Consider the following 15,287-nt stretch of genomic DNA (forward strand, 5'->3'; position numbering starts at 1 on the left):
GCCGGCCTTGTTCACCCGACGGGACTTGTTGATGGCTACGTGCATGGCCTTGGTTCCCGGTTCCATGGCAACAAATTACACCCGTTTGATTGAAAGTGGAAGACTTTTCACGAATATTTTAGTGGCTACGGTTTTCGGCCTGAAACATGGAAATGCCCCGGAACCTTGCGGTTCCGGGGCAAATCCCTAACGTAACTTCAGGCTAGCGGATGTAGCCGACGTGGGCGAGGGCCTGGCGGACCAGGTTTTCCCGGCCTCCGGCGAACTCTTCCTGGATGTTTGGGCTCAGCGCCTCCTCGGGCGTCAACCAGGTCAGCTCCAGTGCGTCCTGGCGCGGGGAGCACTCCCCGCGGACCGGCACGATGTAGGCCAGCGCCACGGCGTGCTGCCGTTCGTCGGTCAGCCCGGTCTCCGAAGGGGAGGGGAAATATTCGGCCACGGTGAAGGGGGCCGGGCAGGGCGGCAGCTGCGGCATCGCCAAGGGCCCCAGGTCCTTCTCGATGTGGCGGGTCAGTGCCGCGCGGATGGTCTCGCGGTACATCACCCGGCCCGAGACGAAGGTGCGCAGCATCCGGCCCTCCGGATCGGCGGTGAGCAGCAGACCGATCTCCGTGACATAGCCGAGCGGATCCAGGCGCACCGGGATGGCTTCGATGTAAAGCATGGGCAACCGGGCGCGGGCCTCGTAGAGGTCTTCATCGGACAACCAGCCGGGATAGGGATCCGGAGTGCGAACGTTCATGTTCCCATCTTCGCCCATCGAGACGCCGCCGGGCGACGTCGGAGGCCGTGTTGTGTAATCCCGGACATGTTTTCGTTTTCCGGGAATCAACCGGTGTCCCCCGACGCTAGAATGAAATGTTCTGAAAAATACCATTCCAACACCCATGGAAGAGGCCACCACCCGTGACCGAGACCAGCACCAAACTCAACCCCAAGGATTTGGCCACCATCACGGTGCTGATCGTTTCTGCCTTCGTGGTGATCCTGAACGAAACCATCATGAACGTGGCGCTGCCGGTGCTCATGCACGAGTTCAAGGTCAGCGAGGAAGCCATCCAGTGGCTTTCGACAATCTTCATGCTCACCATGGCCGTGGTCATCCCGGCCACGGGCTTCCTGCTCCAGCGTTTCAGCACCCGCGGGGTGTTCATGCTGGCCATGGGCCTGTTCTCCCTGGGCACGCTGCTGGCCGCCGCGGCCCCGGGTTTCTCCTTGCTGCTGGTTGCCCGCGTGATCCAGGCCTCCGGCACCGCGATCATGATGCCGTTGCTGATGACCACGGTCCTTGACCTGGTGCCGCCGGCACGACGCGGGGTCATCATGGGCAACGTGTCGATCGTGATTTCCGTGGCCCCGGCCATCGGCCCGACCATCTCCGGGCTGATCCTGCACTCGCTGTCGTGGCGCTTCATGTTCCTGATCGTCGCCCCCATTGCGCTGGCCGCCCTGCTCATCGGCGCCCCGCGGTTGAACAAGGTCGCGGAGGCCTCGAAGATGCCGCTGTCGATTCCGTCGGTGATCCTCTCGATCCCGGGCTTCGGCGGGCTGGTCTTTGGACTCAGCCGGCTCTCGGCCAACGGGTTGGATGCCGAGACGCTGGTCATCCTCGTGATTGCGGTGATGGCGCTGGTGGTCTTCACGATGCTGCAGCTGCGCCTGCAAAAAAAGGACCATGCCCTGCTTGACCTGCGCACCTTCACCTACAGGCCGTTCACGCTTTCGCTGTCGTTGATGGTGCTTGCGATGGTGGCGCTGTTCGGGGTCATCATCCTGTTGCCGATGTACCTGCAGAACGTGCGTGGGCTCGACACCCTAGCCACCGGACTGATGCTGCTGCCCGGCGGGCTGCTCATGGGCTTGCTGGCACCGTTCGTGGGGCGGATCTTCGACAAGGTGGGCCCGCGCCCGCTGATGATCCCCGGTGCCGTGATCCTGACGGTGGTGCTCTTTGGCTATTCGCGCCTGCTGGGCGCCGAGACCGCCATCGGCGTGATCATCGGGTTGCACCTGACCATGTCGCTGGCGCTGGCGCTGATCTTCACCCCGGCCTTCACCACCGCACTGAACCCGCTGCCGCATTCGCTGCACTCCCACGGCTCCGCCGTGCTCTCCACCCTTCAGCAGCTCGGCGGCGCGGCGGGCACCGCACTGCTGGTTGGTGTCCTGGCCTCGCGCATCGGTGCCGGGTCTGCGGCCGGGATCGATCCGATCCAGGCCCAGATCAACGGTTTCTCCGCCGGGTTCACGGTGGCCTCGATCTGCGCCGCGGGCATGGTTGTCATTGCCTTCTTCCTGTCCAAGGCCGAAGAGCCGGCCGAGGTCGAGGTCCACGCCCACTAGCAATATTCGGATTCGGGCTGCCGGTGCCGGCGACGCCCCATGTGGTGCTGCCGAACCCGGGAGTCCGGCCGCAACCGCAGGAACCGGAATCCATTCCCACCATGTCCGGCGGCGAACCACCTCCATGGGCCGGGGTTGCCGCGGGAGACGTCCCGCGCTGCCACGGAAACCATGCTGCTGGCCAGCGAACCCACGGCAAGAGCCCCAGCGAAACGGTGCCCGCGCCAAGCCCCAGATAGAAGCGGGCGGTGCGCCTGCCGCGGTTCCCCGGCTCCATGATCCTCAACCACACCACGTATGCCGTGGCCGGAATTGGGCGGGGGATCAGGTCACGACCACCCCGGTCGGCCTGCCGTCCGGATCCAGCATCCAGCCCATGCGCTTGAAGGAATGCACGCCCACGCTCGCCTCTAGGATGTCGACTCCCGGGACCCGTGCCGCCAGTCGGGCCTCGAGGTCGGCGATGTCCGCAGGGGTGCGCAATTGCATCATGAAGGTCATGTTCGCCGCCCCGGTGGTGGCGGCGCACAGCCGCAGCGTGCGGTGCTCCCGCAGGAAAGCGGCCACGGCATCCGCCGAGCCGGCCGGAACCTTTGCGAACCACTGCACCGTCAGCGGGTAGCCCGTGTAGTGGCTCGCCAGTTCGCAGCGCAGGGTCACCATCCCGGTCTCCAGCGCGGTCTTCAGTGCCCGGCCGGTGGTGGACGGATGCTGGCCGGTGGCCTGGGCAATCTCCGCGGCGGTGGCCCGCCCGTCGCGCATCAACACCCGCAGCATCGGCCAGAACGAGTCGGGGATCAGGGTTGGTTGCGCCACCGGCGGGTGGCCCAGCCGCTGGATCCGGGCCTGCTGCGTGGGGGAGAGCACGTCCAGGCGCCACGCGTTGCCCGTGGCATAGAGCTTGGTGCACAGCGAGACCTTGGTGCGCTGGACGCCGCGGGCGGCCTTGATGCCCGGCAGCACCTCGCGGGCCATGGTCAACCAGTCCGCGGCCAGGCAGGTCAGCCGGAAGTCGGCACTGCTGGTCGCGTCATCGACCGTCAACACTTCGGAGATCGCGCACAGGTCCACGCGCGCCTGCTCGATGAGTGCCGGGTCGGCCACTACCTCGATGAATGCAGTGCAATGCTGGTCGGGATAGCCGCCCAAGTGCCCCAGGATCCAGGCCATGCGATCCTCGCGCAACCGGGCCCAGCGGGCAGAGAGCGTCGCGGGGTGCCTTCCGAGGATCGCCCCCAGTTCGGACCAGCTGGCGCGCGGTGCGATTTGCAGCGCGTGGACCAGCTGCAGGTCCTCGACGGGCAATTCCATGGAACCCCTCTTTCATCCGTGCACATTTTCGCGGTTTGAAGGCCACCTTGCGCAATTAACTGTGAATCTTCCTCCATTATCCTGCCCGTGCCCCACGATCGATAGTGACACGACTCACCAATTGGTGGGCAGCCAGACCCAGGAAGAGGCCGCACGGCATGAGCACCGCCACCACCACAATCCTGCAGGACGCACACGAACTCGCACCCGAGATCACGAACCTGCGCCACGCGCTGCACCGCGATCCCGAGGTTGGCCTGCAGTTGCCGCGCACCCAGGAGAAGGTGCTCCAGTGGCTCGAGCCCCTCGGCTACGAAATTTCGCTGGGCCAGGACCTGACCTCGGTGACCGCGGTGCTGAGCGGCGGGGCATCGAACGCCCCCGCCGGCGAGCGCCCGGCGGTGCTGCTGCGCGGGGACATGGACGGGCTGCCGCTGACCGAGAAGTCGGGTGTCGAGTTCGCCTCGCAGACCGGGGACACCATGCATGCCTGCGGCCACGACCTGCACACCGCGATGCTGGCCGGTGCCGCCACGCTGCTGGCCGAGCGCCGCGAGTCCCTGCCAGGGGACGTGGTGCTGATGTTCCAGCCCGGCGAGGAGGGCTGGGACGGTGCGAGCCACATGGTGCGCGAGGGCGTGCTGGAGGCCAGCGGCAAGAAGGTCGACGCGGCCTTCGGACTGCACGTGATGAGCGCAATGGGCTCCACCGGGGTCTTCACCGCGAAGCCCGGCGCCATGATGAGTGCCTCCGACGGGCTGTTCGTGACGGTCCGCGGCGCCGGCGGGCACGGCTCGGCCCCCTTTGCCGCCAAGGACCCGGTCACCGCGGCCGCGGAAATGGTCACGGCCCTGCAGGTCATGGTCACCCGCCAATTCGACATCTTCGACCCGGTGGTCGTCTCCGTGGGCGTGTTGCGGGCCGGGACGGTACGCAACATCATCCCGGAAACCGCCTACTTCGAGGCAACCATCCGTTCCTTCAGTCCTGCCGCGCACGAGAAGTTGCAGGCCGCGGTCCCCACGCTGCTGCAGGGGATCGCCCGGGCCCACGGGTTGGAGGTCGAGGTGCAGTACCGCACCGAATACCCCACCACGATCAACACCGAGGCCGAGACCCGTTTCGCCGCCGATGCGGTGCACGAGCTTTTCGGCACCGGGTCCTTCACGACCATGGCCAGCCCGCTGGCCGGGTCTGAGGACTTCTCCCGGGTGCTCAACGAGGTTCCCGGTGCCTTTGTTTTCCTCTCCGCGTTGACCCCCGGCGTGGATGCGGCTGCGGCGGACTACAACCACTCCCCGTATGCACGTTTCGATGATTCGGTGTTGGGTCGCGGTACCGCGCTCTACACGCAGTTGGCCACGGCCAAGCTCGCTTCCCTGGCAACACGCTAACCCCACCCCCGTTCCCCCTCCCACACAGAATCCAGGAACCCTTCCCCATGAGCATCAAGGAACAGCTGGCCCCGGCCGGCACCACCCAGGCCACCGGCCGGCCCCAGCACGACGCGGCTCCGTCCCCGCACGGGACACCCGGCCAGTCCACCTTCAAGACCCTGCTGGGCATCGGCGCGGGCAACGCCGTGGAGTGGTTCGACTGGGCCATCTACGCCACGTTCGCCTCCTTCATCTCCGGCCAGCTCTTCTCCAAGGCCGACCCGACCTCCGCGTTCCTGGCCACCATGGCGATCTTTGCCGTCGGCTTCGTCGCGCGCCCCTTCGGTGGCGCCTTCTTTGGCCTGATCGGCGACAAGGTCGGCCGCAAGGCGGCCATGACCATGGCCGTGGGCCTGGCCTCGGTAGGTTCACTGATCATCGCCCTCACCCCGACCTACTCCAGCATCGGAGCCGGCGCCTCGCTGATCCTGCTGGTGGCCCGGCTGCTGCAGGGCCTGGCCCACGGCGGCGAGATGCCCAGCGCGCAGACCTACCTCGCCGAGGTGGCCCCGGCCCCGAAGCGCGGGTTCTACTCCACGCTGATGTACTTCTCCGGCACCGCCGGCATCGTGGCCGGCACGCTGCTCGGCGCGATCCTGACCGTGACCCTGAGCAAGGAACAGATGGGCGCCTTCGGCTGGCGCATCCCCTTCGCCGTCGGTGCGCTCATGGGCCTGTACACCCTGATCATGCGTTCGCGCCTGAAGGAGACCAAACAGTTCGAGGAGCAGAAGTCGGCCAAGGCCGCACACGGCACGTCCGGGCCCTCGGTCTTCTCACAGATCATGGCCAACTGGCGCCAGGCGCTTCAGGTCATCGGCCTGACCGTCGGGCTGACAGTGGTCTACTACATCTGGAGCGTTTCGACCCCCGCCTACGCGATCGCCAACATGAAGATGGATCCGGCCACCGCGCTGTGGACCGGAGTCGCCGCCAACCTGGTGTTCATGGCAGTGCTGCCGTTCTGGGGCAAGCTATCGGACCGCATCGGCCGCCGCCCGGTCCTGCTGATCTCGGCCCTGGGAGCCGCCGTCATGCAGTTCCCGATGTCCTCCGTGGTCCGCGGCGAGGCCTGGCAGCTGTTCATCGCCATGTCGGTGATGCTCGTCTTCATCGCGGCCTCCGCCTCGATCGTCCCGGCCGTGTACGCCGAGCTTTTCCCCACCGCCATCCGCACCATTGGCGTGGCCATCCCGTACGCCATCTGCGTGGCGGCCTTCGGCGGCACCGCGGCCTTCCTGCAGGCGGGGTTCAACGCCTGGTTCGGGCACTCCGTCGGCGGAACGGTCTTCGCGCTCTACGCCATCGTCCTGCTGCTGATCACGGCGGTCACCGTCTACAAGCTGCCAGAATCGGTGGGCAAGGACCTGCGCGGCTAAGGCCCGCGCAACCGACTTTCGGCACCAACGTGCAAGGGCGCGGGCCCTCCGGGAGAAACCGGAGGGGCCGCGCCCTTGCACGTTCCCGGCGCTCCTACCAGTGGGCGCGCCAGTATTGCGGGGCGAAGGGCACCGCGTCGGGGACCGAACCCAATGCTGCCGCGGCAACTGCCGGCCAGTTCGGGTTCTTCAGCGCCGCACGGCCGATCGAGACCCCGTCGGCGGCGCCGGTGACCAGCACCTGCTCGGCCTGTGAGGGATCGTTGATCATGCCCACCGCTGTCACGAAGGCCCCGGGGACCGCCTGCTTCACGGCCGCGGCCAGCGGCACCTGGAAGCCCGGGCCGGAGGGCCCATGGTACTTGCCGATCCCGGCGCTGGAGAGGTCGAAGGCCGTGACCCCCAGCTCGAAGGCCTCGGCGGCAAAGCGCACGGTGTCGGCGATCCGCCACCCGCCGGCCACCCAGTCGTCCCCCGAGAAGCGGATCGCCAGCGGCTTGTGCGCCGGCCAGGCGGCGCGCACCGCGGTGATGACCTCGCGGGCGTACCGGGTGCGGTTCTCGAAGCTTCCGCCGTACTCGTCGGTGCGGGTGTTCGCCAACGGGGAGAGGAACTCATGGACCAGGTACCCGTGGGCGGCGTGGATCTGGGCAACATCGAATCCGGCCGCGTCTGCGCGGGTTGCGGCCTCGGCCCAGTCCCGGACCGAGGCGGCGATCTGCCCGGTGGACATCGCGGTGGCCGGGGCCAGCCCGAAGGCGTCGGTGGCCGAGGGGCCGGCTGTTTCCCAGCCGCGGCCGGGCACCGGCAGGTTCCCGGTTTCCCCGGCGGCGATGGGGCCCGGCAGCCACGGGTGGGTGGAGGCCTTGGCTCCGGCGTGCGCCAGCTGGATTCCTGCGGCCGCGCCCTGGGAGTGGATGAAGTCGACGATCGGTGCCCAGGCGCTTCCCTGGGCGTCGTTCCAGATGCCGGTGTCCGCGTCGCTGATCCGGCCCTGGGCCGTGACGGCGGTGGCCTCGGTGAACACCAACCCGAAGCCGCCGGCCGCCCGGGCGCCGAGGTGTGCCAGGTGCCAGGCATGCGGCACCCCGTCGTGGTTGGTGACGGAGTACTGGCACATCGGGGCCAGCACCGTGCGGTTGCGCAGGTCCAGGCCGGGGCCCGCCGGGGCGGCCAGGGTGACCGGCGTAAAGAGTTTGCTCATGTGTGGTGCCAACCGGTGCGGGCCCCGGGCTATTCCCGTGGCACCCCGGAACCCGCTCCCTACCTCGGGTGCATCAGTGGCGTAAGTATCCGTACAGGTCCCGCTGGCGTTCGTTGATCCACAGCTGGGCGCCGTCGGGATGCTCCACCAGCAACGTGCGCCCGTAGGCCTCGTCCGCCAGCAGCGCCTCGAAGCCGGCAGCCGACAGCCGGTTCGCCAGTGCTTCCAGCTTCCCGGAATATTCGAGGGACAGCTCGACCCCGGGCGCCTGGCCGGCGTGTGCTGCGACGAAGCCGCCGTGCTTGGCCCGGAATTGCGCCCAGGTGCCGCCGTTGGAGGTGGTGTCCGGTTTCGCCCCGATGTTGGCCAGGGTTGCCTGGGCACCTGGCACATCGGGGGTGTTCCAGAGTGCCAGGACCGCCAGCTGCTCCTCGGCGCCTGCCGTGTCCGGCGGTGTTCCCTCGGTGGCCAGCGGATCCACCGCGAGTGCGCTGAAGGACAGCCCGTCCGGGGCCGTGATCCGCGCCAGTGCCCGGGTGCCGTCGCCGTGGGGTGCCGGCAGCATCGTCACGGGGGTCCCGTCACTGATGGTCCACTGCGCGAACCTTTCCAGGTCGCGGACCTCGAAGACCAGCTCGGTGTGGAACGTGGCGGATTCCTGCAGCAGGATGCGGCCCGCGTCGGCGGCAAAGCAGCGCTGCCCGGTGCCGGGTGCGGCGCAGGTGGCCGGCAGCATGGGCATTTCCTTCAGGCCCAGTGCGGTGAGCAGCTGCGCCCAAAGAGATACGTGCGGGGTGTGCTGGGTGGGGCGGACGCGCAGCATCACTGATCCTCCAGGTAGTGTTCCAGCGCCTTTTCGACGAATGCCGACAGACTTGCTTCATCGTCGATGGCCGCGTGCTTCACCCGCCGCACCAGGGCGGCGGGCAAATACACGTTGAACTGGATCTTGGGACTGGTTGCGTCCTCGTTCGTTGCCATGCAAGGGATGCTAGCAAGTTAGCAATGATATGTGAAGGGGGCGCCGGCGGTGGCGCCAACGCGCCTTGGCGTGGTGGGATGGGTGCCATGGCAATCCTTCTGGAAGAACTCCTGGTCCCCGACGCCGCCGCCTGGCGCCAATGGCTCACCGAGCACCACGCGGACCATCCCGGGGTCCGCCTGGTGTTGCACAAGAAGGGCGGAACCACCACGAGCCTCACCTACGCCCAGGCGCTGGACGAGGCACTGTGCTTCGGCTGGATCGACGGCCAGCGCAACGGGCGCGACGAGCACAGCTTTACCAATAGGTTCACCCCGCGCACCGCGCGCAGCAAGTGGTCCGCCAGGAACGTGGAACACATCCAGCGGCTGGAGGCCGCCGGCTTGATCGAACCGGCGGGGACCGCCGCGGTTCAGGCGGCCAAGGCCGACGGGAGGTGGGACGAGGCCTATGCGGGGCAGGCCTCGGCGCAGCTTCCCGCCGATTTCCTCGAAGCGGTGTCCGGTTCTCCCCGGGCACGGGAAACGCTGGAAACACTCGCTGCCGGCGAGCGCTTCGCCATCTACTACAGGTTGCACACCGTCAAGGGTGTCGAGACCCGGCGGAGGAAGATCGCCGACTACGTGGCCCGGCTCGAGGCCGGGCAGGGGATCGCCTAGCTTACGGCCCCGTAGCGCTGCACGAAGTTGCGCAGGATCAGTGCGGGCCACTCCACGCGCGAGCCCAGGGCCGCATCGTGCAGGCGCTGGGCCTCGTGCGGCGGGAAGTAACCGGCATCCCGGTAGATCAGGATGCGCTGGGCCAACCCCATCGGGTCGAGCTCGGGATGGAACTGGGTGGCGTAGAGATTGGTCTTGATGCGGAACATCTGCACGGGACAGGCCGCCGAGTCCGCCAGCAGGACCGCCGCGGCGGGGAGCACGGAGACCGCTTCCTTGTGGCCCACGAAGGCGTCGAACTCCTCGGGAAGCCCGGCCAGCAACGGATCGATCCGACCCTCGTGGGTGAGCCGGATTCGCGAGGTGCCCACCGGCTCGCCGTAGTGGGTGTCGATCGTCCCGCCCTGGTGGGTTCCCAGCGTGCCGACTCCGTAGCAGGCGCCCAGGAACGGGAAGTCCTCGGCCACCAGCACATCGAGCAGCCTGGACAGGTCCTCCTCGCAGCGCTTCTGCGTCGCGGATTTCACCGAGGTGTCGTCCGAGGCATTGAACGGACTGCCGCCCAGGACGATGCCCGGGCAGTCTTCCAGCCCCAGTTCGTCGATCGGGCCCAGCGGCTCGCGGTCGAGCCGGATGACCCGCAGGGCATCGGCGGCCAGCCCGCTGGCGGCCAGCACCCCGCGCACCTCGTCGGAGGTGGCCAGGTCGTGTTCCCGCGTGGAAATCAAGATGAAGCGCCCCATGTCAGCAGTCTACGTCCCCCGTGGCGGCCGCAAGGGCTGTGGCACCACCCCTTTTGTCCGGGAGCCGGCTCGCCTACGCTGGAGTGAGTTAATGGCCTCTAACCCAATTGGCGGCCGTCGGCAACACGATGGAGGGAATTCCAGCATGCTCATCACCGACTCAGTCGCACTGGTCACCGGAGGCGCCTCGGGCCTTGGAGCCGCCACCGCCCGGGTGCTTTACGACGCCGGGGCCCGCGTGCTGCTGGTGGACCTGCCCTCCTCCAACGGCGATGCAGCCGCGGCCGCACTGGGGGAGCGGGCCAGCTTCGTGGCCGCCGATGTCACCGACGAATCCCAGGTCAAGGCCGCCATTGCCGCGGCCGGGGAAATGGGGAACCTGCGCATCGTGGTCAACTGCGCCGGGGTCGCCACCCCGGGAAAGGTGCTGGGGCGGGAGGGCGTGCTGCCGCTGTCCACCTTCGAGAAGGTCATCGCCGTCAACCTCACCGGCACCTTCAACGTGGTGCGCCTGGCGGCCGAGGCCATGGCGGCCACCGAGCCGCTCGTGGACCCGGCCACCGGAACCGCCGAACGCGGGGTCATCATCAACACCGCCTCGGTCGCCGCCTTCGACGGGCAGATCGGCCAGCCCGCCTACGCGGCGTCGAAGGGCGCGGTGGCCGCGATGACGCTGCCGCTGGCCCGGGAACTGGCCCGCCACTACATCCGGGTCATGACCATTGCCCCGGGCATCTTCGAGACCCCGATGATGGCCTCGCTCTCCGCCGAGGCACAGGCCTCGCTGGGCGCGCAGGTTCCGCACCCGGCACGGCTGGGCAAACCTGCCGAATACGCGGCCCTGGTTCAACACATCGTGGCCAACCAGATGCTCAACGGCGAAACCATCCGCCTGGACGGCGCCATCCGCATGGGCCCGAAGTAGGAGGCACCGCGACCGCTGCCGGGGCCGCCGGCCCGGCAGCTCTAGTGCGGCAGCTTTTCCCCGGCGCGCACCGCGAACCCGAGCCGGTTGCCCGGCACCGGGGCGGGGCACACCGCGAAAGGCGAGAAAGCCATGGGATAGTTCAGCGTGCGGTTGAAATCGATCATGACCGAGCCGTCGGCACCGGGGGCCGGGACCGTGACGAAGCGCCAGGGCGCGGTCTGCTCCCCGTTGGTCGTGTCCCTGAAGGCCAGGGTCAGCGCGCCGTCGGCGTTCTGGGTCGCGGCCAGGGACGCGGCATGTCCGGCGAGCGTGAAGGCGACCTCGCCGACCAGCTCAGCCCTCAGCATGGTGTCGGGGCGGAAGCTGTCGATCGGCACCACCTTCGGGGCGTGGAAGGGCGTGAAGTGCCCGGCCACGACGAAGCGCGCATCGTGGTCGAAGACCGGAACCCCGGAGAAGGCCTTCAGCCGCGGGTGGGTGCGCTCGCGGGTGCGGATCATGTAGCGTCCGCCGCGGACCCCCAGCTCCCCCAGGGTGTCGCCGTGGCGGACGAGATGCATCGACTCGTCCTCGTGCAGGGACTTGGCCAGGGTCCCGGACACCGGGTCGCCGTCCGGGGTGGTGACCATGTCGGCTGCCGCGAAGCCGGCCCTCGCTCCGGACGCGTCGGCGCTCCAGCTGCCGGGGACCAGGTCCAGGTGCCCGGGATCCGCGGGGAGCCATTGGTAGCTGCTCAGCGAGAGCCACCCGAAGGGGACGGCCAGGCCTTCATTGCGCATCCGGCGCCACTGCGTGAATTCTTCTGCTGCATTCATGGTTTCAGTCTCCCACCTTCGCGACCGGCGGCTTCGGGCCCCGGGGTGCGGCGACGGCACCCGGATCGCGCCGCTAGGCTAGATGCCATGCCTTCCTATCGCGCGCAATTGAACATCATGGGGCTGCGGCCCGGGCACGTGCCCGAAGCGGTCATGGACACCGCGGTGGCCTCGCTGGCAACCGGCCACCATGTGGATGCGAACCAGCTCGATGTGGTGGCCGGGGTCCCGCGCATCACGGTGCGCTACACCGTGGAGGAGGACGGGAACCCGGATGCGCGTGCCGTTTCCTCGGCTGCGGCCATGCGCGCCGCGGTGGAAAACGTGGCGGTGACCGAGAAGCTGGTGGTGTTGCGCCGCACCAAGGGACGCTGGATCGCGCTGCGGCGCCCCTGACCCAGGGCCCGGAAGGTCAGGAAAAGTCGGTGGACTTGCCGCGGGCGGCCCGGTGTTCGGCATGGTGGATCTGGTAGCGCCGGTTCTCGGTGGCCAGCAGGACCACGAAGCCGGCCATGCCGGCGAGGATGGCGACCCAGATGGAGTTGCTGGTCCCCAGCACGCGGGGCACCAGGATCCAGAACATGCCCCAGCCAAAGCCGATGGCCAGGATGATGCGACCGCGTTCGGTCATCGACAGCGCCATGGCCGCGTAGCCCGCCGCGGGCACCAGGAACGTGGCGATCCAGATGCCCACCCCGCCGCCGGCACCCCAGGATGCCAGCAGGTTGGTGAAGGTGGATGCCAGCACGACCAAGCTGAAGCCGGTCATCAGGCTGACGGGGGCGTCGGTGAGCATGCGTTCGCGCCGGGTGCGGGCGGTCTTGGCATTCAGCCCGCGCACCGCGGTGAGCAGGAACCAGCAGCTGGCCGCGGCGCACACGAGTGCGGGGAACAACCAATCGTTCAGGGCGCTGAGCATCCACAGCCCGGAGGCCACGCAGGCCAGTGCAAACTGATGGCCGAGCACACGCTGCCGCACCGCCGAACGCTGCGAGGGAGCCCACGAGTAGGCGGCACCCAGCAGGGCCCAGATGAAGATGACGGGCCAGACCAGGTGTGCGGTGGGGGCCAGGGACAGCATCGAGTAATTGGAGCCCAGCGACACGACCCTGCCGGAGGACAGCGTATCCAAGGCGGTCAGCGACAGGACCGCTGCCGCCAGTGCCGCGGTGCTCCCGGCGATCCTGCGGCGCAGGTCCGTCGGTTCCTCGGCCGGGTTGGGGTCGAATTCGGGCAGCGCGTAGGGGGCCACGTACACCGGCTCGGCGGTGGCCTGCTGGTGGTCGATCGCGGCCTTGGCGCTGGCGACCAGCGCGGCCAGCTGCTCCGGATCCACCTGCGGGGCGGGAGCTGAAACCACCGGGGTCCCCGCGCCGGCAATCGCCACCTCGGTTTCCGGCGACTGCTCGACCTCGGGCACCTCGAAGGCCGGAAGCACCTCGGGGGGCGGAGCCATTGGCTTGTTCCGGGCAGCTTCGGCGGCCCGGGTGCGGGCCTCGGCCTGCGCCTGGGCCGCGACCCGTGCCTCGGCGGCCTGGTGTGCTGCTGCATCCAGCTTGGCCTGGTGGGCCAGGCGCACGGCCTCGCGCTTGGCGGCCTCGGCCTTCGCCTCGGCGCGGGCGACCTCGAGCAACCGGTGTTGTTCCTTGAGTTCGGCGGCCTTGGCCCGTTCAATGCGCCGTTGCTGCCAGCGGGCCTTGAAGGTCTTGGGGGCGGCGTAGATCTTGTCGCCCAGGGCTTCCCAGTCGGGTTCGGGCATCGAATCGAGCCAGTTGTTGATTCCGGAGAATCCCCCGGAAACCATTCGTTCGGGTTTGTTGTCCGCGGCCTTGGCCGTCGGTGCATGCTTGTCGGTCAGGTGGCGCAGCGGGGACCCGGCAGCGGCCGGTGCCCCGGGGGACTTGAGCACCTCATCGACGGAGCCGGGCTCGGGAACGATGCGATGGGGAACCGGGTGGGCAATGCGCTCGGAGACCCGGTCGGTGCCGGCAGACGGTGCGGATTCCTCGGCAGCGCGGACCAGGTCGGTCGGGCCGTGCGGAGCAGGTTCCATGGACCTGGGGCTCTTCGCCGGTGCGGTGCCGGCGGCGGGATCTTTGCCCGAATCCTTGCCCGGTGCCGGTGCCGGCGCCGGTGCCGGGGCCTCGGCAGGCCGTGCCGGGGCCGTGTTGGTCGATTTCTTTGACCCGGCGGAGGTCCTGGTATTGGAATTGCTCATGTTCAGCCCCTTCTTCGCCGCGCTGCCCGTGGTGCACCGGCCCATCGGATGGCTACCAGCGTACCGAACAACGTCGAGGGGATGCCCGATCCCCACGCCCGCACACCCGCGCCCGCAGGGTGAGTTGTGCCATGAATGCCGCCCCGCCGGCGGAAAGCCGTGGCCGTTTGCCTGGTCTCAGGCGGGGGATTCGGCCAGTTCCAGCTTCGAGGTGTAGCTCACCGGCAACCCGGTGATCGGGTCGTTGAAGGAAATGCTGCGGGCTAGCAGTTGCAGCGGACGCGCGTAGTCGTCGGGGGCCAGGTCCAGCAGCGTCGGGTAGAACGGGTCGTTGAGGATCCCCAGGCCCAATGCGGCCAGGTGCACGCGCAGCTGGTGGGTCTTGCCGGAGTGCGGGCGCAGCCTGAACCTGGCCACCCTCGCCCCGGCAAAGTGCCCGGCCGAGGTCCCGGTGCCCAGCAGCTCGATCAGGGATTCGGCATTGGGCTCGCCCTCCTCGACCAGCGAGCGCAGCTGCCCCTTGATCTTGCTCATCCGGTTCCGGTACACCAGCGGGTCCGCGGCCAGGGCGTCGAGGCGTGCCTGCAGTTCGTCCGGGGACAGCAGGTGGTTGCCCGGACCTGCCATCCCGTCGACCGCGTTGCCGCTGCGCTCCTCGGCGCTTCCGCCCAGCCCGCCGGTGCCCAGCACCTCGCCGGCCGGGCGTCCCGCCACCGGCTCCAGCGCGGAGACCGCCTCGTAGGCCTTGGAGATCTCGCGGCGCTCGAAGAGCGTCTGGTAGGCCCCGCGCGTGGCCGGGTTGGTGGAGAAAAGCAGGATCCCCGCGGTCGCCCGGTCCAACCGGTGCATGGGGATCAGCTCCGGGTTGCCGGTCCGGTTGCGCAGCCGCACCAGTGCCGATTCCTGGATGAACCGCCCGCCCGGGGTGGTGGGCAGGAAGTGCGGCTTGTCGATGACCAGCAGGTGCTCGTCGTGGTGCAGGATCGCCTCGGTGAAGGGAATGGGCTCCTCGGCCGGAAGGTTGCGGTAGTACCAAATGAACTCGTGGCCGCCCAGCGGGGTGAACTCGTCCAGCACGGCCCCGTCGATGCCGACCACCTCGCCGTTGCGGAAGCGCCGGGTGATGCCTGCCGCGTCGACGTGCCCGAAGCGGTGCAACATGTACTCGCACACCGTCGCCCACTGGCCGCCGGAGGGCACCCGCAGGCGGGTTGCATTGACGCCGTTGCGCACGGGCAGGGGAGAGATCATGGCCATGCACACCAGTCT

The 15,287-nt window shown here is 68.6% G+C and carries 15 protein-coding genes; 6 read left to right on the forward strand and 9 right to left on the reverse strand.

Translation table 11 applies throughout. The annotated features are described in order from the left end of the window. Positions 1-202: 202 nt before the first annotated feature. Positions 203-742 carry an NUDIX hydrolase family protein gene (locus tag J2T21_RS17250; protein WP_307583068.1) on the reverse strand — a complete coding sequence of 180 codons (540 nt, stop codon included), beginning with the start codon at positions 740-742 and terminating at the stop codon, positions 203-205. A gap of 164 nt (positions 743-906) precedes the next feature. Here J2T21_RS17250 and J2T21_RS17255 point away from each other — a divergent pair, with 164 nt between their 5' ends. Next, a complete protein-coding gene (locus tag J2T21_RS17255) occupies positions 907-2,343 on the forward strand; it encodes a DHA2 family efflux MFS transporter permease subunit (RefSeq protein ID WP_307583070.1) in 1,437 nt (478 codons plus the stop codon). Between the two features lie 324 nt (positions 2,344-2,667). On the opposite strand, the gene J2T21_RS17260 is transcribed toward J2T21_RS17255, so the two are convergent. Beyond that, complete coding sequence (locus J2T21_RS17260) at positions 2,668-3,654, reverse strand: AsnC family transcriptional regulator (protein WP_307583072.1); 987 nt, start codon at positions 3,652-3,654, stop codon at positions 2,668-2,670. Positions 3,655-3,812: 158 nt separating this feature from the next. Here J2T21_RS17260 and J2T21_RS17265 point away from each other — a divergent pair, with 158 nt between their 5' ends. Both J2T21_RS17265 and J2T21_RS17270 read left to right on the forward strand, forming a co-directional pair. Next, a complete protein-coding gene (locus tag J2T21_RS17265) occupies positions 3,813-5,048 on the forward strand; it encodes a M20 metallopeptidase family protein (protein ID WP_307583075.1) in 1,236 nt (411 codons plus the stop codon). A gap of 47 nt (positions 5,049-5,095) precedes the next feature. Beyond that, on the forward strand, positions 5,096-6,469 hold the full coding sequence (locus J2T21_RS17270; protein ID WP_307583077.1) for an MFS transporter: 1,374 nt from the start codon (positions 5,096-5,098) through the stop codon (positions 6,467-6,469). 94 nt (positions 6,470-6,563) lie between these two features. On the opposite strand, the gene J2T21_RS17275 is transcribed toward J2T21_RS17270, so the two are convergent. The 3 genes from J2T21_RS17275 to J2T21_RS17285 all read right to left on the reverse strand — a co-directional run bounded on the left by J2T21_RS17275 (position 6,564) and on the right by J2T21_RS17285 (position 8,654). Continuing rightward, positions 6,564-7,673: an oxidoreductase gene (locus J2T21_RS17275; RefSeq protein ID WP_307583078.1), complete on the reverse strand. Its 1,110-nt coding sequence runs from the start codon at positions 7,671-7,673 to the stop codon at positions 6,564-6,566. Positions 7,674-7,746: 73 nt separating this feature from the next. Continuing rightward, positions 7,747-8,496 (reverse strand): hypothetical protein, encoded by a 750-nt coding sequence (locus J2T21_RS17280; RefSeq protein ID WP_307583080.1) that lies wholly within the window; start codon positions 8,494-8,496, stop codon positions 7,747-7,749. Further along, positions 8,496-8,654, reverse strand: coding sequence for a ribbon-helix-helix domain-containing protein (locus J2T21_RS17285; RefSeq protein ID WP_307583081.1), 159 nt, complete (start codon positions 8,652-8,654; stop codon positions 8,496-8,498). Before J2T21_RS17285 ends, J2T21_RS17280 begins: the two co-directional genes overlap by 1 nt. Before the next feature lie 87 nt (positions 8,655-8,741). Between J2T21_RS17285 and J2T21_RS17290 the strand changes: the two genes are divergently transcribed. Continuing rightward, a complete protein-coding gene (locus J2T21_RS17290) occupies positions 8,742-9,314 on the forward strand; it encodes a YdeI/OmpD-associated family protein (protein ID WP_307583083.1) in 573 nt (190 codons plus the stop codon). On the opposite strand, the gene J2T21_RS17295 is transcribed toward J2T21_RS17290, so the two are convergent. After that, entirely contained in the window at positions 9,311-10,057 is a 747-nt protein-coding gene (locus J2T21_RS17295; RefSeq protein WP_307583085.1) for a glutamine amidotransferase, read from the reverse strand. The genes J2T21_RS17290 and J2T21_RS17295 overlap by 4 nt on opposite strands. Positions 10,058-10,202: 145 nt before the next feature. On the opposite strand from J2T21_RS17295, the gene J2T21_RS17300 reads away from it, so the two are divergent. Continuing rightward, on the forward strand, positions 10,203-10,982 hold the full coding sequence (locus tag J2T21_RS17300; protein WP_307583087.1) for an SDR family NAD(P)-dependent oxidoreductase: 780 nt from the start codon (positions 10,203-10,205) through the stop codon (positions 10,980-10,982). Positions 10,983-11,023: 41 nt separating this feature from the next. Here the strand turns inward: J2T21_RS17300 and J2T21_RS17305 are convergent, their stop codons facing one another. After that, positions 11,024-11,800 carry a DUF1684 domain-containing protein gene (locus J2T21_RS17305; RefSeq protein WP_307583089.1) on the reverse strand — a complete coding sequence of 259 codons (777 nt, stop codon included), beginning with the start codon at positions 11,798-11,800 and terminating at the stop codon, positions 11,024-11,026. 87 nt (positions 11,801-11,887) lie between these two features. Between J2T21_RS17305 and J2T21_RS17310 the strand changes: the two genes are divergently transcribed. Next, on the forward strand, positions 11,888-12,196 hold the full coding sequence (locus J2T21_RS17310) for a hypothetical protein (RefSeq protein ID WP_307583090.1): 309 nt from the start codon (positions 11,888-11,890) through the stop codon (positions 12,194-12,196). Positions 12,197-12,212: 16 nt separating this feature from the next. Here the strand turns inward: J2T21_RS17310 and J2T21_RS17315 are convergent, their stop codons facing one another. After that, positions 12,213-14,018, reverse strand: a complete 1,806-nt coding sequence (locus J2T21_RS17315) for a hypothetical protein (RefSeq protein WP_307583091.1) — start codon at positions 14,016-14,018, stop codon at positions 12,213-12,215. 177 nt (positions 14,019-14,195) lie between these two features. After that, positions 14,196-15,269 (reverse strand): pseudouridine synthase, encoded by a 1,074-nt coding sequence (locus J2T21_RS17320; protein WP_307583224.1) that lies wholly within the window; start codon positions 15,267-15,269, stop codon positions 14,196-14,198. Positions 15,270-15,287 lie beyond the last annotated feature (18 nt).

Source organism: Paeniglutamicibacter psychrophenolicus (assembly GCF_030812255.1).
Taxonomy (GTDB): Bacteria; Actinomycetota; Actinomycetes; order Actinomycetales; family Micrococcaceae; genus Paeniglutamicibacter; species Paeniglutamicibacter psychrophenolicus_A.

Bases quoted from the DNA above. Each gene is read 5' to 3' on its own strand.
- J2T21_RS17275 (WP_307583078.1), bottom strand. From the start codon at position 7,673: ATGAGCAAACTCTTTACGCCGGTCACCCTGGCCGCCCCGGCGGGCCCC.
- J2T21_RS17315 (WP_307583091.1), bottom strand. From the start codon at position 14,018: ATGAGCAATTCCAATACCAGGACCTCCGCCGGGTCAAAGAAATCGACC.
- J2T21_RS17310 (WP_307583090.1), top strand. From the start codon at position 11,888: ATGCCTTCCTATCGCGCGCAATTGAACATCATGGGGCTGCGGCCCGGG.
- J2T21_RS17260 (WP_307583072.1), bottom strand. From the start codon at position 3,654: ATGGAATTGCCCGTCGAGGACCTGCAGCTGGTCCACGCGCTGCAAATC.
- J2T21_RS17295 (WP_307583085.1), bottom strand. From the start codon at position 10,057: ATGGGGCGCTTCATCTTGATTTCCACGCGGGAACACGACCTGGCCACC.
- J2T21_RS17250 (WP_307583068.1), bottom strand. From the start codon at position 742: ATGAACGTTCGCACTCCGGATCCCTATCCCGGCTGGTTGTCCGATGAA.
- J2T21_RS17265 (WP_307583075.1), top strand. From the start codon at position 3,813: ATGAGCACCGCCACCACCACAATCCTGCAGGACGCACACGAACTCGCA.
- J2T21_RS17305 (WP_307583089.1), bottom strand. From the start codon at position 11,800: ATGAATGCAGCAGAAGAATTCACGCAGTGGCGCCGGATGCGCAATGAA.
- J2T21_RS17300 (WP_307583087.1), top strand. From the start codon at position 10,203: ATGCTCATCACCGACTCAGTCGCACTGGTCACCGGAGGCGCCTCGGGC.
- J2T21_RS17320 (WP_307583224.1), bottom strand. From the start codon at position 15,269: ATGATCTCTCCCCTGCCCGTGCGCAACGGCGTCAATGCAACCCGCCTG.
- J2T21_RS17280 (WP_307583080.1), bottom strand. From the start codon at position 8,496: ATGCTGCGCGTCCGCCCCACCCAGCACACCCCGCACGTATCTCTTTGG.
- J2T21_RS17290 (WP_307583083.1), top strand. From the start codon at position 8,742: ATGGCAATCCTTCTGGAAGAACTCCTGGTCCCCGACGCCGCCGCCTGG.
- J2T21_RS17285 (WP_307583081.1), bottom strand. From the start codon at position 8,654: ATGGCAACGAACGAGGACGCAACCAGTCCCAAGATCCAGTTCAACGTG.
- J2T21_RS17270 (WP_307583077.1), top strand. From the start codon at position 5,096: ATGAGCATCAAGGAACAGCTGGCCCCGGCCGGCACCACCCAGGCCACC.